The following is a 17,221-nucleotide window of genomic DNA, read 5'->3' as shown; positions in this document are numbered from 1 at the left end:
GCCTTAAAAATCAAACAGAATATATCCGTGCATTGTGCAGGGTTGATGGCTATAAATTTCTAACCTGCTCGGGAAAACGCAGGGTGCTTCTGGGTTACTTTGAATAATTACGGGGCCTGATCGATGTCGGCAGGCTCCCGGATTTTCACCCTCCGCGTTACGCTTCCGTTGACTCGTCGTCTTTGCCGTAGAAAAGCTTGCCAATTTTGATCAGCGGGCGGTCATTCGCTTTTCTGTGCAGGTTGGTGTCGCGCAGGGAATAGACGCAGCCGCAGTACTCCTGCTGGTAAAACTGTTCGCGCTTGCTGATCTCTATCATCCGCGAGGAGCCGCCCTGTTTACGCCAGTTATAATCCCAGTAGCTCATGCCTTCATAAGGCGCCGCGGCGCGATGCCCGCAGTCGTTAATCTGCTGCATGTTCTTCCAGCGCGAAATACCCAGCGAGCTGCTGATGACGTTAAACCCGTTTTCGTGCGCGTACAGCGCGGTGCGTTCGAAACGCATATCGAAGCACATCGTGCATCTGACGCCGCGCTCCGGTTCCCACTCCATGCCTTTCGCCCGCTCGAACCAGTTGTCGGAGTCGTAATCCGCGTCGATAAACGGCACGCCGTGCTGTTCCGCAAAACGAATGTTTTCATCCTTGCGCAGCAGGTACTCTTTCTGAGGATGAATATTAGGGTTGTAAAAGAATACGGTGTATTCGATACCGGACGCGTGTATGGCTTCCATGACTTCGCCCGAGCAGGGGGCGCAGCAGGAGTGCAGCAGGAGTTTCTTTTCGTTATTAGGCAGTTGTAAAACTGGCCGGATAAATTCTTGCATAGCGATATTCCTGAAACGTACTTATTTTTTGCCAAAGGGTAGCAGGATTAAGGGCGTGGAATCACCATAAATAAGTAAAGATACTGATGTTTGGGAGGGGGAAGCAGGGCGTGGGAATGAGTAGCGAAGAGCAGGTTTGCCCTTCGCTAATGGGATTTAGAGTTTTTCCAGCTCGTTCAGCACGGCTTCCGGCATGGAAGGGCGGCCGTTAGCCAGGCAGGTTGCCACAAACGTTGCTTCGGCATAAACCACGCCGTCGACCTTGATCTGCTGGGCGAAGTTTACGCGATTGCGTTTTTCGTTGCGCTCAAGCTGGCAGGTGACCTCAACGTTGTCGCCCTTTTGCAGGCTTTTACGAAAGCGCAGGGAGTACTCCAGCACCATATAAAGCTTGCCCTGGCGGAACTCTTCCTCGATATCAATACCCAGCGCCTCACGCATGTAGGCGTGGCGAGTCCACTCCATGTAAAACGGATAGTACAGGCCGTCTACCACGCCCTGAAAATCGATATGGCTTTCATCAACTTCATAATGCTTAGAAAACATATAGCTGTCCTGATGTTATGTAGGTAAAAAGTTTTGCCAGCCAGAAAACGCTGCTCTGGCTGTTTTTTGCACAGTGCGTTAGTGGTACAATAGCCCTGATTTCACAACCAAACAGAGGAATACCATGGATACCGAGATAACCCCAGCCACCTTAGCGTTTGAATTTCTCCGCCGCGAACAAGAGCAGTTAACCCCCGCACAATTCCTGATCCGCCTGCAGCAGTTAAAGCTGGAGTTTGCCGATCTGCTGGGTTTAACCCACCTTGAGCTGCGTGAAGAAATCTCCCATGCGCACCGGTTGGGGATTCACTGATCCCTCTCTGTCAGCAGTGCTGCTTAAGAGCCACCCTTCGCGGTGGCTTTCTGTTTTTAGCGTGAAAAGAAAATCAGCTTTAGCCCCAAAATCCCCATCACGCCGCCCGCTAAGCGGTCAATCACGGTTTTAAAGCGCAGGTAGGCGTTGCGCGGTCTTTCCGAAGAAAGAACCAGCGTCACAATCGAATACCATCCCGCATCAATCACAAAGCACAGCACCGGCAGCACGACGTAATAAAACGCCGGGATTTCGCGCGGCAGCAGTGCGGTAAAAATACTGGCAAACACCACGGCGGTTTTCGGGTTGCTTAGCTGGGTGAACAGCCCGTCGCGGAACGTCGCCATCATGCTTTTATCGCTTTTCCCCACCGCGCCTACGTGCAGCGGCTCGCGCGAGTGCTTGATTATCTTATAAGCCAGCCACAGCAGATAAAGCCCCCCGGCTATCTTGATCCCGGTATACGCCACCGGCACCGCCAGCAAAAAGGCCTGTAGCCCTAGCAGCGCCATCAGTGAGAAAGCGGCCGCACCTACGCCGGTGCCCAGCGCGGTCACCAGCCCGTGCGCCCGGGAGCGTGCCACGGCATTTTGGGCGACATAAACAAAACTTGGGCCGGGGCTCATTGCGCCCAGGGTAACGGTGGCGGTGATAGCGAAAAGGGTGGTGATGGCGCTCATCTACGGGATCCTGTTGGTTGGAAAACAATTTTTTAACCTGAAAGCGCACAGGGTGACAACCGCAAGTGTGTGCCGATTTATTACCGCCGCTCTCGCAGCCTGTCGATCATCCATCGGCCCGCTGGCCCTGGCGGCGTTTTGTTCGACCACGCCACGTCCACCTCAAGCATTTGCGGCCAGCCGTCTACATTCAGCGGCTTAAGCACGCCGTGCCCGAACTGTTCAACCAGCCAGCTCGGTAAAATGCCCCAGCCAAATCCCTGCTCCGCCATCTCAAGCAGCAGCAGTAAAGAAGGGGACGACCAGACGGGGCCGTGTGCCGCCACGTTGCCAGGGCGGACAAAGGTTTTAAGCACCAGCTGGCGCACGGTATGCAGCTCATCCATGCGGACCTCTTTTTGTTTTGCAAGCCTATGGTCGCGATGGATGAATATCGTCATTTCTGCGCCAACCTGGAGGCGGGCGACGGTGATATCCGGCGGATAACTCTCCTGAACCCGCAGCACGCCGACGTGGGCACGACCAATCTGCAGGCTATCAATCACGTCTTCATCTTCGGCGATGATGCACTCGAACTCAATATCCGGGTAGCGCTCGGAAAACTGCTTCAGGATGGATTCGTGATGGGCGGTTTGCCACATGTCAGACAAGACAAAAGTCAGCAGAGGCTCGACGTTGTCCGCCAGCCTGACGGAAACTTCATCCAGCCGCTCGCTGGCGGCAAAAATTGCCTGCACGTAGGGCAAAACTCGCTGTCCGTGTGGGGTCAGCGTCGGCTGCCGCGCGTGGCGGTCAAACAGCGTCACGCCAAGATCTGCCTCCAGATTGGCAATGGCGCTGCTGATAGTTGACTGGCTCTTTTTCAGCTTGCGCGCGGCGGCGGAAAAAGAGCCCGTTTCAACGGCCTGCAAAAAGGCTTCCAGTGATTCCGGAGAGTAACGCATAAACTATCGCTTTTATCGATGGCTGTTAGCTATATTATATCAATAATTGCGATGATAATGGCGACCTTGTGAAAAAGGAGTCATCAAAATGAAATCGCAAAACAACAGAAGCCTGTCTGAGCGCATCGTGCATGCCGTCGGCTTCGAAGTCATCGCCATTGGTATCTGTGCGCCAACCGCCGCCTGGCTGATGAACAAACCGCTGTTCCAGATGGGCGCTCTGGCCATCATGCTGTCCACCGTCGCGATGGTCTGGAACATTATTTATAACACCGGGTTTGATAAATTTTACCCGCCGTCACGCAAGCGCACGATGCCGCTGCGTATTGCTCACGCGCTGGGCTTCGAAGGCGGCTTTATTCTGATTGGCCTGCCGCTCGCCGCGTGGATGCTGAACGTCACGCTGCTGCAGGCGCTGATGGTAGAGATTGGCTTCTTCCTGTTCTTCCTGCCGTACACCGTGGTTTATAACTGGTGCTACGACTGGCTGCGCGCCAAACGCTTTCAAAGCGCAACCAGCAGAGAGATGAAAAAACAGTCCTGATTTGCAGGATTGTGCAAGCATCAAACAGGATTGCGCTACAGGAAACCGGGCGTGTTCGCCGACACTTTAAGCGTCAGACACAACCCCCTGGAGCGCAAAAAATGAAAACCCTCGACACGCTTTATATTAACGGTCAGCACGTCACGCCTCACGGCACCGAAGTGCTGACCTTAATTCATCCGATCAGCGAGCAGCCCGTCGCACAGGTTCGCCTGGCGGACGAAGAAGACACCCGCCTCGCCATTGCCGCCGCCAAAACGGCTTTCCCGCAAATGCGTCTTTCCAGCCGCGAGCAAAGGATTCTCTGGCTACAACACCTGCACGATGCCGTCAAAGCACGCGAAGAAGAGCTGGTTGAAACCATGGTGGACGAATACGGCTGCCCGCTGGCTTTTGCCCGGAGCACCGTGACTCGCGCCTACAACAGCTTCCTGCAGGCGATCGATCTGCTAAAGGACTACTCGTTTGAAACCCAGGTGGGGATGGCGAAAGTGGTCATGGAGCCGCTGGGCGTGGTCGGCCTGATTACGCCGTGGAACGCTAACTATGGCTTCATCGCCGGTAAGCTGTCGATGGTGATTGCCTCCGGCAGTACCGCAGTTATTAAACCAAGCGAACTGAGTGCGCGCCAGACGGCTATCATTACCGAATGTTTGCACGATGCCGGTCTGCCAAACGGGGTGATTAACATTGTCACCGGCCTGGGTAACGTAGTTGGGGCAGAAATCACCCGCCACCCGGACGTGGCTAAAATCTCTTTCACAGGCTCAACGGCGGTGGGCAAAACTATCGCCCGCGACGGGGCGGCAACCATGAAGCGCGTAACCCTTGAACTTGGCGGCAAGTCTGCCAACGTGCTGCTCGATGATGTCGATCTCGAGACCGCCATTCCGCTGGCGCTGCAGGTGATGAGCTGGAACAGCGGCCAGGCTTGTATAGCCGGTACGCGCCTGTTAGTGCAGGCAGACAAGCTGGAGGCCGTGAAAGCGCAGATCCTTAAACACCTGGCTATTCTGGTCCCGGGCAACCCGCGAGACGCAAAAACGACGATTGGGGCGGCTGTGACAGCGCGTCAGTACGAGCGAGTGCAGGATTATATTCGTACCGGGCTTGCCGAAGGCGCGGAGCTTCTGTGCGGCGGTGAAGGGCGTCCTGAGGGGCTTGAAAGCGGCTACTTTGTTAAACCGACGGTGTTTGTTAACGTTCGCAATGAGATGACCATCGCCCAGCAGGAAATCTTTGGCCCGGTGCTGTCGGTGATTACCTACCGCGATGATGCCGAAGCGGTCCAGATTGCCAACGATACGGTTTACGGGCTACAGGCCTACGTCAGCGGTAAAAACGCCGAACGAACCGCCGCCGTTGCCCGTCAGCTTATTGCCGGGCGCGTGTTTGTGAACGGCGTTTACGATGAGCCGCTCGCGCCGTTTGGCGGTTTTAAACAGTCCGGTCTTGGCCGTGAATTTGGCACCTACGGGCTGGAAGCGTATCTTGAACCCAAAGCCATTATGGGACTGTAATATGCAACAACCTGAGCGGCCTGCGGGCCGCATTATCGAAGAGCTGTGCCAGCGCGTGGCCCGTCGCTACACGGCGGGCGGCAGCGGCGTGAAAGAGCTCAGCTGCGCCTTACCGTGGCTCAGCTTTATCCGCATAGACCAGCCTACATTGCTGAACCGGGGCATGCTTTCACCGTCGATGTGCATGGTGCTGCAGGGCAGCAAAAAGATGCTGATAGGTGACAACGTCACGGAATACGGGCCGGGCAGCTATTCGCTGGCGGCCGTGGATATGCCCGTTTCCGGCCAGGTTACTCAGGCCTGCGAAGAACAACCTTACTACGGGGTGCGCATCGATCTCGACGGCAAAGAAATAGCCGACCTGGTAGTGAACATGAACGTCGTGCTGCCGGACGGCAACGGCGAGAAAACCGGGGCCTGGGTGGCCGCCGCCGAAGAAGAACTCCAGGCCGCGTTCCTGCGCCTGGTCACGCTGCTGGACAGCCCGCAGCATCTGCATGCCCTCGCGCCGCTGATCAAACAAGAAATTCTTTACCGGCTGGTTATTGCCCCCGCCGGGGCATCTTTCTGGAAACAGGCATTAGGCTGGGCGCAGGGCAAAGGCGTGGGGGAAGCCATCAGTTGGATAAAAGAAAACTACGCCGAGCCGCTGGTCATCGACGAGCTGGCAAAACGAGTTGGCATGAGCGCATCCAGCCTGCATCACCGCTTTAAAGCCCTAACTATCATGAGCCCGCTACAGTACCAAAAACAAATTCGCCTGCTGGAGGCACGCCGTCGCTTATTAAGCCGTGAAGGGGATGTGGCAAGCGTTGCCTGGAAGGTGGGCTATGATTCCCCCTCCCAGTTTAATCGGGAGTACCGCCTCGCGTTTGGCGCTTCTCCGCTGCAGGACATTGACGCCCTGCGCCAGCAGGGCACTTCGCTTTAGGCCGTTTTCCGCGCCACGATAAACAGGCGTGGGAACGGCATCAATACGTTGCCGTCATGCTGCTTGCGGTAGGCGCGTTGCAGCAGCTGGTGATAGCGCTCAATAAACGCCTCATGCTGAACCGCGTCGAGCCCGTTCAGGTAAGGACGAAGGCCGGTTGAGCTTAGCCATTCGATAATCGCGCGGGCAGACGGCATGACGTGGAAATAGGTTGTGCGCCAGATATCGACCGTACAGCCGCTTTCGGCCAGCAGATCGTAATACTCCTGAGCCGTCAACAAGGCTTCGCGGCTTGAGCGCGAGATCCCCAGTTCGTCTGCAACCTGGCGCATCAAAGTATGCGTGGGTTCCTGCCAGTTGTCGGGCATTTGCACCGCGAGCACGCCGCCATCGGCCAGCTGCGCGGCGAGATGCGGGAAGACCTGCTTATGGTTAGCAATCCACTGCAGTGAAGCGTTAGCAAAAATCACGTCCTGCCTGACCTCGGGTTGCCATGTGGCGATATCCGCCTCTTCAAAACGGCAGTCGGGTAGCGCGGTGCTGGCTTTTTGCAGCATCGCAGGAGAATTATCAAGCCCGGTAATGGTGGCTTTCGGCGCCAGATTGCGCAGCAGGGCCGTGGAGTTGCCGGGGCCGCAGCCTAAATCGGTAAGGGTCGTTGCGCCGGGGTGGTTGATTCGGGCAACCAATTCGGCGGCCGGGCGGGTACGTTCAGCTTCAAACTGCAAATAGAGAGCGGGGTTCCAGTCCTGCATCGTTTTATCCTCGTTGCTTTGCTAACATTGCCGACAAATTATTTTATACGCTATTGAAGGTAACGCATGGCTAAACATCCGGTTGGCAAATATTTGAGACTAGAGCTCACCCATAATGACAATGACCTGCTGATTTATGTGGTCAAAGGTAGCCGCATTGAAGATATGCCGCCTGACGAAGACGAGGATTATCCGGGTGAAATGCACCTTGCGATGCCGAAGATGAACCGAGAGCTGGACTCGGAGCTGGCGCGTTTGCTGGAAGAAGCGTCCGGGGGCGACGTTATCGTCATTATCTGTGCCGCAGATAGCGTGTTTGAACACGGTTTTTCGCAGGTCAGGGCACTGCGTAAATAACATCAGTTACCCGGCACCAGGCCGGGTAATTTTTTCACGACGCTGCTTCAATCTTTCCACTCCGCTATTTCTCTCCATAATTATCAGAAGCGAAACGGTTAGTTACGCTCTGGGTGAGCTGGACGACTAGTTTAGACACACTCTTTTGGCATATTGATTAGCCTGTGCTGTCAGGAGTTTACTATGGATCGTCGCCATTTTATTACCTGTGTTACCGCCGGGCTACTTGCCGCGAAGGCGGGCGTTTCTTTTGCTTCCGCAGGCGTTAAGCGTTCGGTTATTCCGCTGTGGAAAGGCACGCCTCCCGGCGGCGGTGGACCAGCCGGGAGTATTCAGACCTCGGCCCGAGGGGCGCAAAGCAATATTGCGTTTCCCATTCTGACCGTGATTGAACCAGAGTCACCTAATGGCCACGCCGTGCTGGTGGCCGCGGGCGGCGGCTATAAGCGCATTGAAATGGGGTCAGAGGCCTGGCCGGCGGCAGAATGGCTGGTGGAGAGAGGTTATACCGCGTATGTGCTGAGTTACCGTTTGCCGTCGGAAGGATGGGTTGACGGTAATCTGGTTGGATTCCAGGATGCGCAACGCGCGTTGAGACTTGTTCGTGAGCGAGCAAACAACGTTAGCGTGCTGGGGTTTTCCGCCGGGGGGCATCTGCTTGGCCTGGCCGCCACGCGTACCGACTATCGTTCCTATCCAAAGCAGGATCGCTTAGACGACAAACCGGCATTCGCCGACCGTGCCGCTCTAATTTATCCGGTCATTACGCTGGAAAAACCTTACGAGCATACCTCCACCCATAAGATTCTTGTCGGCAAAGACGCTTCGTCTGCCGAAAACGCCGCATGGTCGGTGCAGAATTACCTCACGCCGCATTCGCCGCCGTTCTTCCTGGTTCAGGCGGAAGACGATCCGGTTTCTGACCCGCAAAACACGCTGATTATGGCGGCAGCCTGCGAACAGCAGCATGTTCCGGTAGAAATGCACCGCTACAGCAGCGGCGGCCACGGTTTCGGCATGGGTAAACCGGGGACACCCACGGTGAAATGGCCCGAGCATTACGCGAAATGGCTGGCAAAAAGTTAGCGCCAGGTAGCCATTTAAAATAACTATTACGCTTACCCCTCAAGAAATTTCCTCGCAATCCGATATCCAAAGGGATGTATTTCGGCAGGATGCCGACTCTATACGCAATGATGGCACGCAAATAACAATTAACTTTACGTGGTCAACATGGATATCAACGAAAAAATTAAAACCTTTGGTGAGGCTCTTAAAAACCGGCTCGATTCATCGCTTATTGACTTCGCGCTGGAATATATCGACTTTTCAGAGAACGTACTGGCTTTTGAAACGCTGTGTGGACATATCGCAAATTATCAGGTGCGCATTAGCCCTGAAGAGTACAGGCAGGTATTGGATATTGCAGGGCAACTGGAGATCGATAATCACTATGCCGAAATCGATCCCCTGAGAAACTTATTAAATTAAACCCTGAAGGTCTTAAGGAAATCCAGCCTCAGGGTTGGATTATCCTTAGTGCTGATAAAATATATCGCCGGCCAGTGCCTGAAGAATTTTTCCTTCGGCGTCGGTAATTAATACGTAATTGCCGCCCATATAGGTCCAGTGGCTGCCGGCCTGTGGCGCAGGAAGATGGCGAAGCTGCCAGCTTTTGATGTTATAGGGTTCCGTGCGGTAGATGTCCGGCGCGATGTCGCCGATTTTGTACATTTTGAAATCTGAGGAGAATTCTTTTAGTTCATAGGACTGCGTAGACGTGCCGGGCGCAGTCGCTTTCAGCTGCTTATCCCCTGAATAGGCAAAGGCCAGAGAGGGCAGCGCGCCCGCGAGCCATACCGCCATTAATACCGCTACTTTTGTTGACTTGCGCATAAATTCTCCAGAGTGAATCCAGTCTGCTTTTGTTGGTCCCGAATAGGAAGACAACAAATTGTGCCGATTTACTCATTTCGCGCTGTATTTTTTTGTTAGCAAATCCTCCACCGTAACCGGCGGCAGAAAAGAAAACGCCTCCCGGAAAGTGTATTTCGCGAGAGGCGTGGTAGGTGGGGGAAGGTCACCGTTCATTAGTCATCCCATTTGTGGCTAAACCAGGCGGCAAGAAAACCGGAAAACAAGATGAATCCGAGTACTGCCATAAATACGTTCATGTTCCCTAACATAGTTAATCCTCCAGATTACTGCATTTCTATAGAAATACCTCGCGTGATAAAAAAGGGTTTACTCAGATGAGTGACGCCATCATACCGTACACAACTTAAACAATGACTAACCGCAGGTAAATTATTCGTTTTGTGAAGTAAATGAATTTCGATAAGCGCCGGGAGAAGTACGCAGGTGTTTCCGAAAGTGATGCCGCAGCGTTGCCGCTGAACCAAATCCCGTTTGTTCGGCAATAAGCTCTACCGACAACGCGCTGTTTTCCAGCAGTTCCCGGCAGCGCTTGAGGCGAGTTTGTAGCAGCCAGCGGGCAGGCGTCACGCCCGTTGCGGCCTCAAAGCGGCGTAAAAAAGTCCTCGGGCTCATGCCGACAAAAGCGGCGAGGCTTGCCACGGAATGCTGGCCGCTAAGCGTGCGCTGAAGATAATCAAACAGCGGCGCGAATCGTTCGCCTTCGTATTCTACGGGGACGGCCTGTTCAATAAACTGAGCCTGCCCGCCGTCGCGATGCGGCTGTACGACCAATCGGCGCGCAACGCTGTTCGCGGCCGCTGCGCCGAAATCACGGCGCACCAGATGCAGGCAGAGGTCGATGCCCGCGGCGCTGCCTGCAGAGGTTAAAACGTCACCGTTGTCGAGGTAAAGCACGTCCGGAATAACGTCGATGTCCGGATAACGCGCCTGCAGCGCAGCCGTGTAGCGCCAGTGGGTGGTTGCCCGTTTGCCATTAAGCAAGCCAGCCGCGGCCAGAACAAATACGCCAGAACAGATGGACATAATGCGGGCACCGCGCATGTGCGCTGCCCTCAGGGCTTCGATCAGCGCCTCCGGGACAGGTGCATCAATACCGCGCCAGCCGGGGATGACAATCAGGCTGGCTTCAGCCAGCAAATCCAGCCCGCCGTCAACGGCCAGCCGAATACCGCCCATCGCCCGAAGCTCGCCGGACTCGATACCGGCCACGGCAAACCGGTACCAATTTTCGCCCATCTCCGGGCGCGGCAGGCCAAAAACCTCGACGGCCACGCCGAATTCAAACGTACAAAGGCCGTCGTAGGCGAGCGCCACAACGAGCGGAGAATCAGAGGTAACGGATAATTTTGTCATAATCTTTACGCTAATCGTCATTTATGCCAGCTGTCAAGTCGCCTCGGCTGCTTCAGAATCAAAGCTCAAACCAAAAGGAGAAGCATATGAGCTATGTCACTGATTACCCTGCGGCTACGCCAGAAATCGTCGCGGCGCATTACCTGCAAAAACTGTCGCTTGAAACCGACTGTGCAGACGTCAACGCGGCGATTCACAGCGGTGATATCGACTTTGTTTTGCTTCACGTGGTGGGGTCTGACGAGGCATTTGCTCGTCGGCACCTGCCGGGCGCTATTCATTTACCGCACCGGCTTATCACCGAAGCCCGCATGGCCGAATGGCCCGCAGACACGCTGTTTGTGGTGTACTGCGCAGGGCCACACTGCAACGGTGCCGACCGCGCCGCATTGAAACTTGCGCAGCTCGGCAGGTTAGTGAAGGTTATGCCCGGTGGCATTACCGGCTGGGCAAATGAAGGCCTGGCGTTCGGCTAAATCAGCGCCCGGATAACCATATCGCCGCCGAGCAGAACCAGGCAAACCAGGAAGCCGCGTTTGAAGGCTAATGGGCTGATGCATTTGCGGATACGCTGGCCTGCAAACAGGCCGATAAGCGCGGCGACCACCGCCATGACTGACGTGCTGATAGCGATTTCCTGCAGCGCGCCGTGCCACCAAAGCCCGGCCGCCAGCGCCAGGGTAGAAAAGGTGAAGGAAAGCCCGAGCGCCTGAACCAGTTCATCGCGCTCGAGGCCAAGCGACTGAATATACGGCACGGCGGGGATCACAAACACGCCGGTCCCGCCGGTCAACAACCCTGTGAGCAAGCCTGTCAGCGGTGAAAGCCAGCGTTCATGGCGGGCAGGCACGTGCAGCGGTCTGGCAAAAAGCGTCCATAACGCATAGATAATCAGCGCGATGCCCAGCGAAATTGTGGTCGCGTGGCTGCTGCCCGAAGCTAACAGGCTGCTGCTGGCGATGGTACCCAGCACGATGGTCAGCATCATCGGCCACAGGCGCCTGAGCAATGCGGCCAGGTTACCGCCTTCATAGAGCTGGAAAATATTGGTCAGGAAAGAGGGCAGAAGCAGCATGCCGGCCGCCGCAACCGGGGAAATCAGCGATCCTAAAATGCCCATCGCCACGGTGGGTAAACCCATCCCGGTGACGCCCTTCACGGTTCCTGCGAGAACAAACGTGGCGGCAATCGCCAGGCTTAGCGTGATATCACTCATCAGCGTTTTCCTTGTGCGCGTCACGGCTGTCCTGCGGCGCTTGTTCACGGTCGAACATGCCATAATCCCGAATCACGCCTGCGACCCTTAGCCGGTAATCGGTAAAGACCGCGCTGCGGCCCTGTTGCTGGACGCTGCGATGCAGTTCCTGGGTGCGCCATTGCTGCACGGCGGCCTCATCGCGCCAGAACGAAAGCGAGAGAATTTTCCCCGGCTCGCTAAGGCTCTGAAAACGCTCAATGGAGATAAACCCCTCAATTTCTGCCAGCAGCGGCTTAAGCTCTGCCGCCAGCTCAAGATAGCGGCTATAGTGACCTTCTGCAGGCAGGACTTCAAAGATTACGGCGATCATCAGGTTGCTCCTTATGGTTATCTCCTGCTAACCCTAATTCATCGTCAGACAGGACGCTTCGCTGAGCATCGAAATATGGAAACACATTTTCTGGAATCCCGCCTTGCCGGCGTTGCCGCCGCCATTGCAGATAAAACCCGCGCCAGCATGCTTTGTGCACTCATGGATGGCCGGGCATGGACCGCAACCGAATTAAGCATTATGGCTGATGTGGCGCCATCGACCGCCAGTAGCCATCTGGCAAAGCTGATGGAGCAATCGCTTATTGCCTGCGTACAGCAGGGGCGGCACCGCTACTATCGGCTTTATAGCAGCCAAATTGCCAGCGCGCTGGAGGGATTAATGGGGCTGGTTGGCCGCGATGACGCCGCATTACGCACTAAAACGCCCAGCAACCTTCGCTACGCCAGAACCTGCTACGACCATATGGCGGGTGAAATTGCGGTGGCGCTGCACGACGCGCTGTTTCGTCTTAACTGGCTGGAAGGTGAAGAGTATGCGGTCACCGCTCACGGTAAAGAGCAACTGTTGCTTCTTGGGGTAAGCGCGGAGGCCGGTTCGTCCCGCCGTCGCTATGCCTGCGGCTGTCTGGACTGGAGCGAAAGGCGTGAACACCTGGGCGGGCAGTTAGGGAAAGCGTTGCTGCACGCCTGCGAAGAGAAAGGGTGGATGCGGCGGGATTTAGTCAGCCGCGAGCTGCACGTGTCGGCGAGCGGTAAGCGCAGGCTGGCGGGGATATTTGGAGTGGCGTTTTGACAGACTGTCTGGCACTTGGTTGTTTCCCCTCTCCCTTCCAGGGAGAGGGTGAGGGTAATCTAGCTCAACCGATAATGCCTGTTAGGCTTCAGCGCCTCGGGCTTCTCCGCCTCGTCGTTCATATCCCGCAAATCACGCTCAATCGCCACGCAAATTGCATCCAGCGGCAGGTCGTTATCCTCGGTACCAAACGGATCTTCCAGCTCTTCGGCCAGCGAGTCGAGAGAGATAAAGGTGTAGGAAACAAACACCGAAACAAACGGCGTCATGTAGTGCAGGTCGGTCACCAGGGCAAACGGCAGCATGATGCAGAAGATATACACCGTGCGGTGCTGGATAAGGCTGTAGGCGAACGGCATCGGGGTAGAAATAATACGTTCGCAGCCGCCGGAAACCGCCGACAGTTCGTTCAGGTGGTTGTCCAGACTGCGCCACAGCACGTCAGAAATAACGCCTCGTTCGCGCTGCTGGTTCAGCCAGCTGCCCATCAGCATCAGAATACGGTTGCACGGGGCGTGGCTTTCGCTGACCCAGGCCAGATCTTGTGGGCTCAGGTAGCGGCTAAGCGTCTCCTGCTGCGGCTTTTTGCGCAACGTCATGCGCAGGCTGTGGCAAAAGGCCACCTGCAAATTCACAAAATGCTGCACGGCTTCAGGCTGGTCGCCCGTCAGCGTTTTCACTTCTCGCAGCAAAGAGCGGGAGGTGATAGCCAGTTGCCCCCACAGCAAACGCGCTTCGTTAAAACGCGCGTAACAGGCGCTGTTGCGGAACCCGAGGAAAATAGCGATGGCCACGCCGAGGATGCTGAACGGCGCGATGGTGAGCTTAATCCCGAGGGTTTCATACCACGGCAGAAAGAAAATAACGCTAATCGAAAGAGCAAGATTCAGCAGCAGGCGGGAATAGATTTTTTCCAGAACTGAGCCGTGCCAGACGAACAGGCGAGCCAACCAGTGTTGATGCGGGCGAACGATCATGATGAGTAACAGAATAGTAACAAGAGCCTGTATTTAACGGCAGACCGTGACGCAGATCAACATTTATCACTACAGAATCTTAACAACAGGCCACCCCAGAACGGCAGAAGGTGGCCTGAAGAGGCTATCAGGCGAGTTTGAACACCGAGACGGCTTCGTTGAGCCGCTGAGACTGATCCTTCAGAGAAAGAGCGGCGGCAGAAGCTTGCTCAACCAGCGCGGCGTTTTGCTGCGTAACCACGTCCATTTGCAGCACGGCCTGGTTAATTTGCTCGATGCCGCGGCTTTGCTCGTCGGTAGACACGGCAATTTCCGCCATTAGCGTGGTGACTTGCGTTATGGAAGATGAGATGCGCTTCATGCTTTCCCCCGCGCGGTTAACCAGCTCGCTGCCGTTGATAACCTGCTGGCCGGACAGCTCAATCAGATCTTTAATCTCTTTTGCCGCCACGGAGGAGCGCTGGGCAAGGTTGCGCACCTCGGAGGCGACCACCGCAAAACCACGGCCTTGTTCACCCGCTCGTGCGGCTTCTACCGCCGCGTTAAGGGCAAGAATATTGGTCTGGAAAGCAATGTCTTCAATGATGGAGATAATGCTGTCGATTTTGCCGGAACTGGTTTCGATATTGCGCATGGAGCCTATCACCTGGTCGACGATTTGCTGACCTTCGCTCGCCGCCGCGCGCATACCGTTAGCCAGCGTATTGGCCTGATGCGAGCTTTCCGACGTCCGTTTAACCGTGACGGTAAGCTGTTCCATACTGGCCGCCGTTTCGCCCAGAGAGGCCGCTTGTTCTTCGGTGCGGGCAGACAGGTCGGTATTGCCTGCCGCTATCTCTTCTGCGGCATAAGCCACGGTGGTACTGGAGTCACGCACCTGGCCAATGATGTCGGTCAGCGACAGGCGCATTTGCTCAAGGCTGTGCATCATCTGGCCGATTTCATCATTGGATTTGATATCAATCGAGTGATGCAGCAGGCCGTTGGCGATTTCAGCGCAGTGCGACTTCGCGGTATCCAGCTCTTTAAGAACGCGAACCTTCAGCAAAATAAACACGGCGGCGAGGATCGCGATAAACAGCGCGGCAAACAGGCCGATGGCAACAAAGCTGGAGTGGAAGCCAGCCTGTGCATCTTCATTTAGCTGACGCGCGTGCTGTTCTCTGAACGCCAGCAGCTTATCCAGCGTGATTTCGAACCCGCGATCGAGCGCCGGGATGGTGGTCGTGACCAGTTCAGCGCTGCGGGTTTTGTCATTGGCTTTGGCGGCGTCCAGCAGGAGCTGCAGGCCACCGTCACGATAGGCAAGCCAGGCAGCTTTATACTCATCCGCCAGCGCCTGTTCTCCGGGCTGCTTCACCGCCGCCTGGTAACCCTGGAAACTTGAGTCGGCTTTGCCCAGCGCTTCCTTTGCACCTTCCAGACTCTGGCTTGCCCCTGAGGCGTTGCCTGAATCCATCTCCTGAATCGCCTGCATGGCGCGAACGCGCATCGTGCGGCTGTGGTTAATCGGGTCAATTACGGATAACACGACGCGGATTTCACTGTTTACGTCATTGAGGGCGTGATTGCTGCGGGTAAGGGACCAAATGTTGGACGCCGTACTGGCGAGAAAAATAAGCAACAGCGTGCTGAAAACCAAAATCGAAAAACGCCTGACTGACATAGTACATCCTTAATTCGGTAAAATATTCTCATCCCAGCCAGCCGCTAAGAAGTTCAACACTGCTGGCTGTAAGGTTATCGGCAGCGCGAAGGGGATATTTACCAAACGGCGAATATAGAGCACAAAGTGTAATCTTACTGTCATCTGGCTATTTTATAACTCCGGTACCTCAACCACCGATATGTATAAAAACCATGAAATTAAAAACACTTGCCTTACTTTGCAGTACCGTTTTCCCTCTGGCTGTTCACGCTGCAGATGCGCAGGTAGAACGTTACATTGTCACTTTTCCTCAAGGGGATAGCGTGGCCTACAAAGGAGAATACGCCGCTAACTTCCCTCATGGATTGCCGGTAGGCGTAGGTTCCGGCCTGACCTTTATGGGCAAGCAGGGCGACGACCTGATCTTTACCACCGTGACGGATCGCGGGCCAAACGCCGATTCGCCGAAAGCAGGGAAAAAAGAGTCCAAGATTTTTGCAAATCCTGATTTCACGCCGCTGCTGATGACCCTCCGCGTTGGCAAAGGCAAGGCCGAAGCTATAGACGCGAAGCCGCTGCATGATGAGCAAGGGCCAGTTAGCGGGCTGCCGCTGCCGGAAGGGTTGATTGGTGCTACCAATGAAATTGCCCTGAGCGATACGTTACAGCAGTTGAAGAGCGACAAGCGCGGGCTGGATACCGAAGGCGTAACGCCGGACGGCAAAGGCGGTTACTGGCTGTGCGACGAGTACGGTCCGTTCGTTATCCATGTGGATGCTGACGGCAAAATCCTGAAAAAATATGGTCCGCAGGCTGAGCAAGGTGAACAGGGCGTGGCGGGCGGATTGCCAAATATTGTCAAATGGCGCCAGCCTAACCGTGGGTTCGAAGGCATAACCCGTATGCCGGATGGCCGTATTATTGCAGCGGTGCAAAGCACGCTGGATATTGACGGCAAAACCAAAAACAGCGCGCAGTTTACCCGCCTGGTGAGTCTCGACCCGGCGACCGGTAAAACAGAAATGTACGGCTACCCGATAGACGTGGGCGTCTATAAAAAAGCCAAAGATGCCAAAATTGGCGACATCGTGGCGCTGGATAACCACCGGCTGTTGCTGATTGAGCAAGGCGGCGACAAGAACAAGCAGATGCGCAACCTGGTGTATGTGGTCGATCTGAACGGCGCGTCCGACCTGGCTGGGTTCGATAAAGAAAAAGCCCCTGAGTTTGATGATGCTGAGCAACTGAAGGCGCGCGGCATCAAGCTGGCGAGCAAAAAAGAGGTCGTCGACCTGCGCAAGCTGGGCTGGCAGCAGGAAAAAGCCGAAGGTATGGCGCTGATTGATAACCAGACGATTGCCGTGATCAACGACAACGACTTTGGCCTGCAGGCTGTGCTGCAAAACGCCGATGACTACCAGGTTGACGGGAAAGGTCATCTGTTGAAAGACGGCACGGCAGTGGCGACCAAAATCGAGCTGAAACCGCTGGAAAAACCTGAATCGCAGAACGATTTCTGGGTAATTAAGCTGCCCGAACCCCTGAAGTAATCTCTATCCAAAAAG

The 17,221-nt window shown here is 55.4% G+C and carries 22 protein-coding genes; 10 read left to right on the top strand and 12 right to left on the bottom strand.

The features are described 5' to 3' along the window. Positions 1-157 precede the first annotated feature (157 nt). Together JT31_RS01630 and JT31_RS01625 are read right to left on the bottom strand one after the other, a co-directional pair. Positions 158-826 (bottom strand): epoxyqueuosine reductase QueH, encoded by a 669-nt coding sequence (locus tag JT31_RS01630; RefSeq protein ID WP_038472591.1) that lies wholly within the window; start codon positions 824-826, stop codon positions 158-160. Between the two features lie 156 nt (positions 827-982). Then, positions 983-1,372 (bottom strand): acyl-CoA thioesterase, encoded by a 390-nt coding sequence (locus JT31_RS01625; RefSeq protein ID WP_038472589.1) that lies wholly within the window; start codon positions 1,370-1,372, stop codon positions 983-985. Between the two features lie 124 nt (positions 1,373-1,496). On the opposite strand from JT31_RS01625, the gene JT31_RS01620 reads away from it, so the two are divergent. Continuing rightward, on the top strand, positions 1,497-1,685 hold the full coding sequence (locus tag JT31_RS01620; protein ID WP_038472586.1) for a YdiH family protein: 189 nt from the start codon (positions 1,497-1,499) through the stop codon (positions 1,683-1,685). A gap of 56 nt (positions 1,686-1,741) precedes the next feature. On the opposite strand, the gene JT31_RS01615 is transcribed toward JT31_RS01620, so the two are convergent. Then, complete coding sequence (locus JT31_RS01615) at positions 1,742-2,365, bottom strand: LysE family translocator (RefSeq protein WP_038472583.1); 624 nt, start codon at positions 2,363-2,365, stop codon at positions 1,742-1,744. 80 nt (positions 2,366-2,445) lie between these two features. Next, positions 2,446-3,309, bottom strand: a complete 864-nt coding sequence (locus JT31_RS01610; RefSeq protein ID WP_038472580.1) for a LysR family transcriptional regulator — start codon at positions 3,307-3,309, stop codon at positions 2,446-2,448. A gap of 88 nt (positions 3,310-3,397) precedes the next feature. Between JT31_RS01610 and JT31_RS01605 the strand changes: the two genes are divergently transcribed. From JT31_RS01605 to JT31_RS01595, 3 genes are all read left to right on the top strand, one after another. Further along, positions 3,398-3,853: a multidrug/biocide efflux PACE transporter gene (locus tag JT31_RS01605; RefSeq protein WP_038472577.1), complete on the top strand. Its 456-nt coding sequence runs from the start codon at positions 3,398-3,400 to the stop codon at positions 3,851-3,853. Positions 3,854-3,954: 101 nt separating this feature from the next. Beyond that, a complete protein-coding gene (locus JT31_RS01600; RefSeq protein ID WP_038472575.1) occupies positions 3,955-5,373 on the top strand; it encodes an aldehyde dehydrogenase family protein in 1,419 nt (472 codons plus the stop codon). A 1-nt stretch (position 5,374) separates the two neighbouring features. Further along, positions 5,375-6,304 (top strand): AraC family transcriptional regulator, encoded by a 930-nt coding sequence (locus tag JT31_RS01595; protein ID WP_038472572.1) that lies wholly within the window; start codon positions 5,375-5,377, stop codon positions 6,302-6,304. Here JT31_RS01595 and tam read toward each other — a convergent pair. Further along, entirely contained in the window at positions 6,301-7,059 is a 759-nt protein-coding gene (tam, locus tag JT31_RS01590) for a trans-aconitate 2-methyltransferase (RefSeq protein ID WP_038472569.1), read from the bottom strand. The genes JT31_RS01595 and tam overlap by 4 nt on opposite strands. Positions 7,060-7,125: 66 nt before the next feature. On the opposite strand from tam, the gene JT31_RS01585 reads away from it, so the two are divergent. From JT31_RS01585 to JT31_RS01575, 3 genes are all read left to right on the top strand, one after another. After that, positions 7,126-7,416 carry a hypothetical protein gene (locus tag JT31_RS01585; protein ID WP_038472566.1) on the top strand — a complete coding sequence of 97 codons (291 nt, stop codon included), beginning with the start codon at positions 7,126-7,128 and terminating at the stop codon, positions 7,414-7,416. A 183-nt stretch (positions 7,417-7,599) separates the two neighbouring features. Beyond that, a complete protein-coding gene (locus JT31_RS01580) occupies positions 7,600-8,502 on the top strand; it encodes an alpha/beta hydrolase (protein WP_038472563.1) in 903 nt (300 codons plus the stop codon). A gap of 147 nt (positions 8,503-8,649) precedes the next feature. Continuing rightward, positions 8,650-8,907, top strand: coding sequence for a MafI family immunity protein (locus JT31_RS01575; protein WP_038472561.1), 258 nt, complete (start codon positions 8,650-8,652; stop codon positions 8,905-8,907). Between the two features lie 45 nt (positions 8,908-8,952). On the opposite strand, the gene JT31_RS01570 is transcribed toward JT31_RS01575, so the two are convergent. The 3 genes from JT31_RS01570 to ftrA all read right to left on the bottom strand — a co-directional run bounded on the left by JT31_RS01570 (position 8,953) and on the right by ftrA (position 10,728). After that, positions 8,953-9,312 (bottom strand): RcnB family protein, encoded by a 360-nt coding sequence (locus tag JT31_RS01570; RefSeq protein ID WP_038472558.1) that lies wholly within the window; start codon positions 9,310-9,312, stop codon positions 8,953-8,955. A 194-nt stretch (positions 9,313-9,506) separates the two neighbouring features. Beyond that, positions 9,507-9,602, bottom strand: coding sequence for a protein MgtS (mgtS, locus tag JT31_RS23620; protein ID WP_008459108.1), 96 nt, complete (start codon positions 9,600-9,602; stop codon positions 9,507-9,509). A 121-nt stretch (positions 9,603-9,723) separates the two neighbouring features. Next, entirely contained in the window at positions 9,724-10,728 is a 1,005-nt protein-coding gene (gene ftrA / locus JT31_RS01560) for a transcriptional regulator FtrA (RefSeq protein WP_052048938.1), read from the bottom strand. Between the two features lie 65 nt (positions 10,729-10,793). Here ftrA and JT31_RS01555 point away from each other — a divergent pair, with 65 nt between their 5' ends. After that, positions 10,794-11,183 carry a rhodanese-like domain-containing protein gene (locus JT31_RS01555; protein WP_038472549.1) on the top strand — a complete coding sequence of 130 codons (390 nt, stop codon included), beginning with the start codon at positions 10,794-10,796 and terminating at the stop codon, positions 11,181-11,183. Here the strand turns inward: JT31_RS01555 and JT31_RS01550 are convergent. Both JT31_RS01550 and JT31_RS01545 read right to left on the bottom strand, forming a co-directional pair. Beyond that, positions 11,180-11,923, bottom strand: a complete 744-nt coding sequence (locus JT31_RS01550; protein ID WP_038472546.1) for a sulfite exporter TauE/SafE family protein — start codon at positions 11,921-11,923, stop codon at positions 11,180-11,182. The two genes, JT31_RS01555 and JT31_RS01550, sit on opposite strands and share 4 nt — an antisense overlap. After that, entirely contained in the window at positions 11,916-12,275 is a 360-nt protein-coding gene (locus JT31_RS01545) for an antibiotic biosynthesis monooxygenase family protein (protein WP_038472543.1), read from the bottom strand. The genes JT31_RS01550 and JT31_RS01545 overlap by 8 nt, the downstream gene beginning before the upstream one ends. Before the next feature lie 75 nt (positions 12,276-12,350). Between JT31_RS01545 and JT31_RS01540 the strand changes: the two genes are divergently transcribed. After that, positions 12,351-13,031: an ArsR/SmtB family transcription factor gene (locus JT31_RS01540; protein ID WP_038472540.1), complete on the top strand. Its 681-nt coding sequence runs from the start codon at positions 12,351-12,353 to the stop codon at positions 13,029-13,031. Positions 13,032-13,090: 59 nt separating this feature from the next. Here the strand turns inward: JT31_RS01540 and JT31_RS01535 are convergent, their stop codons facing one another. Both JT31_RS01535 and JT31_RS01530 read right to left on the bottom strand, forming a co-directional pair. Next, a complete protein-coding gene (locus tag JT31_RS01535) occupies positions 13,091-14,008 on the bottom strand; it encodes a bestrophin family protein (RefSeq protein ID WP_038472537.1) in 918 nt (305 codons plus the stop codon). A 127-nt stretch (positions 14,009-14,135) separates the two neighbouring features. Then, positions 14,136-15,674: a methyl-accepting chemotaxis protein gene (locus tag JT31_RS01530; protein ID WP_038472534.1), complete on the bottom strand. Its 1,539-nt coding sequence runs from the start codon at positions 15,672-15,674 to the stop codon at positions 14,136-14,138. Between the two features lie 194 nt (positions 15,675-15,868). Here JT31_RS01530 and JT31_RS01525 point away from each other — a divergent pair, with 194 nt between their 5' ends. Further along, positions 15,869-17,206: an esterase-like activity of phytase family protein gene (locus tag JT31_RS01525; RefSeq protein WP_038472532.1), complete on the top strand. Its 1,338-nt coding sequence runs from the start codon at positions 15,869-15,871 to the stop codon at positions 17,204-17,206. The last annotated feature ends 15 nt before the right edge of the window (positions 17,207-17,221 follow it).

The organism is Cedecea neteri, from assembly GCF_000757825.1.
Classification (GTDB): domain Bacteria; phylum Pseudomonadota; class Gammaproteobacteria; order Enterobacterales; family Enterobacteriaceae; genus Cedecea; species Cedecea selenatireducens.
The sequence above is the reverse complement of the archived record's forward strand: the minus strand, read 5'-3'. Positions and strand labels throughout refer to the sequence as shown.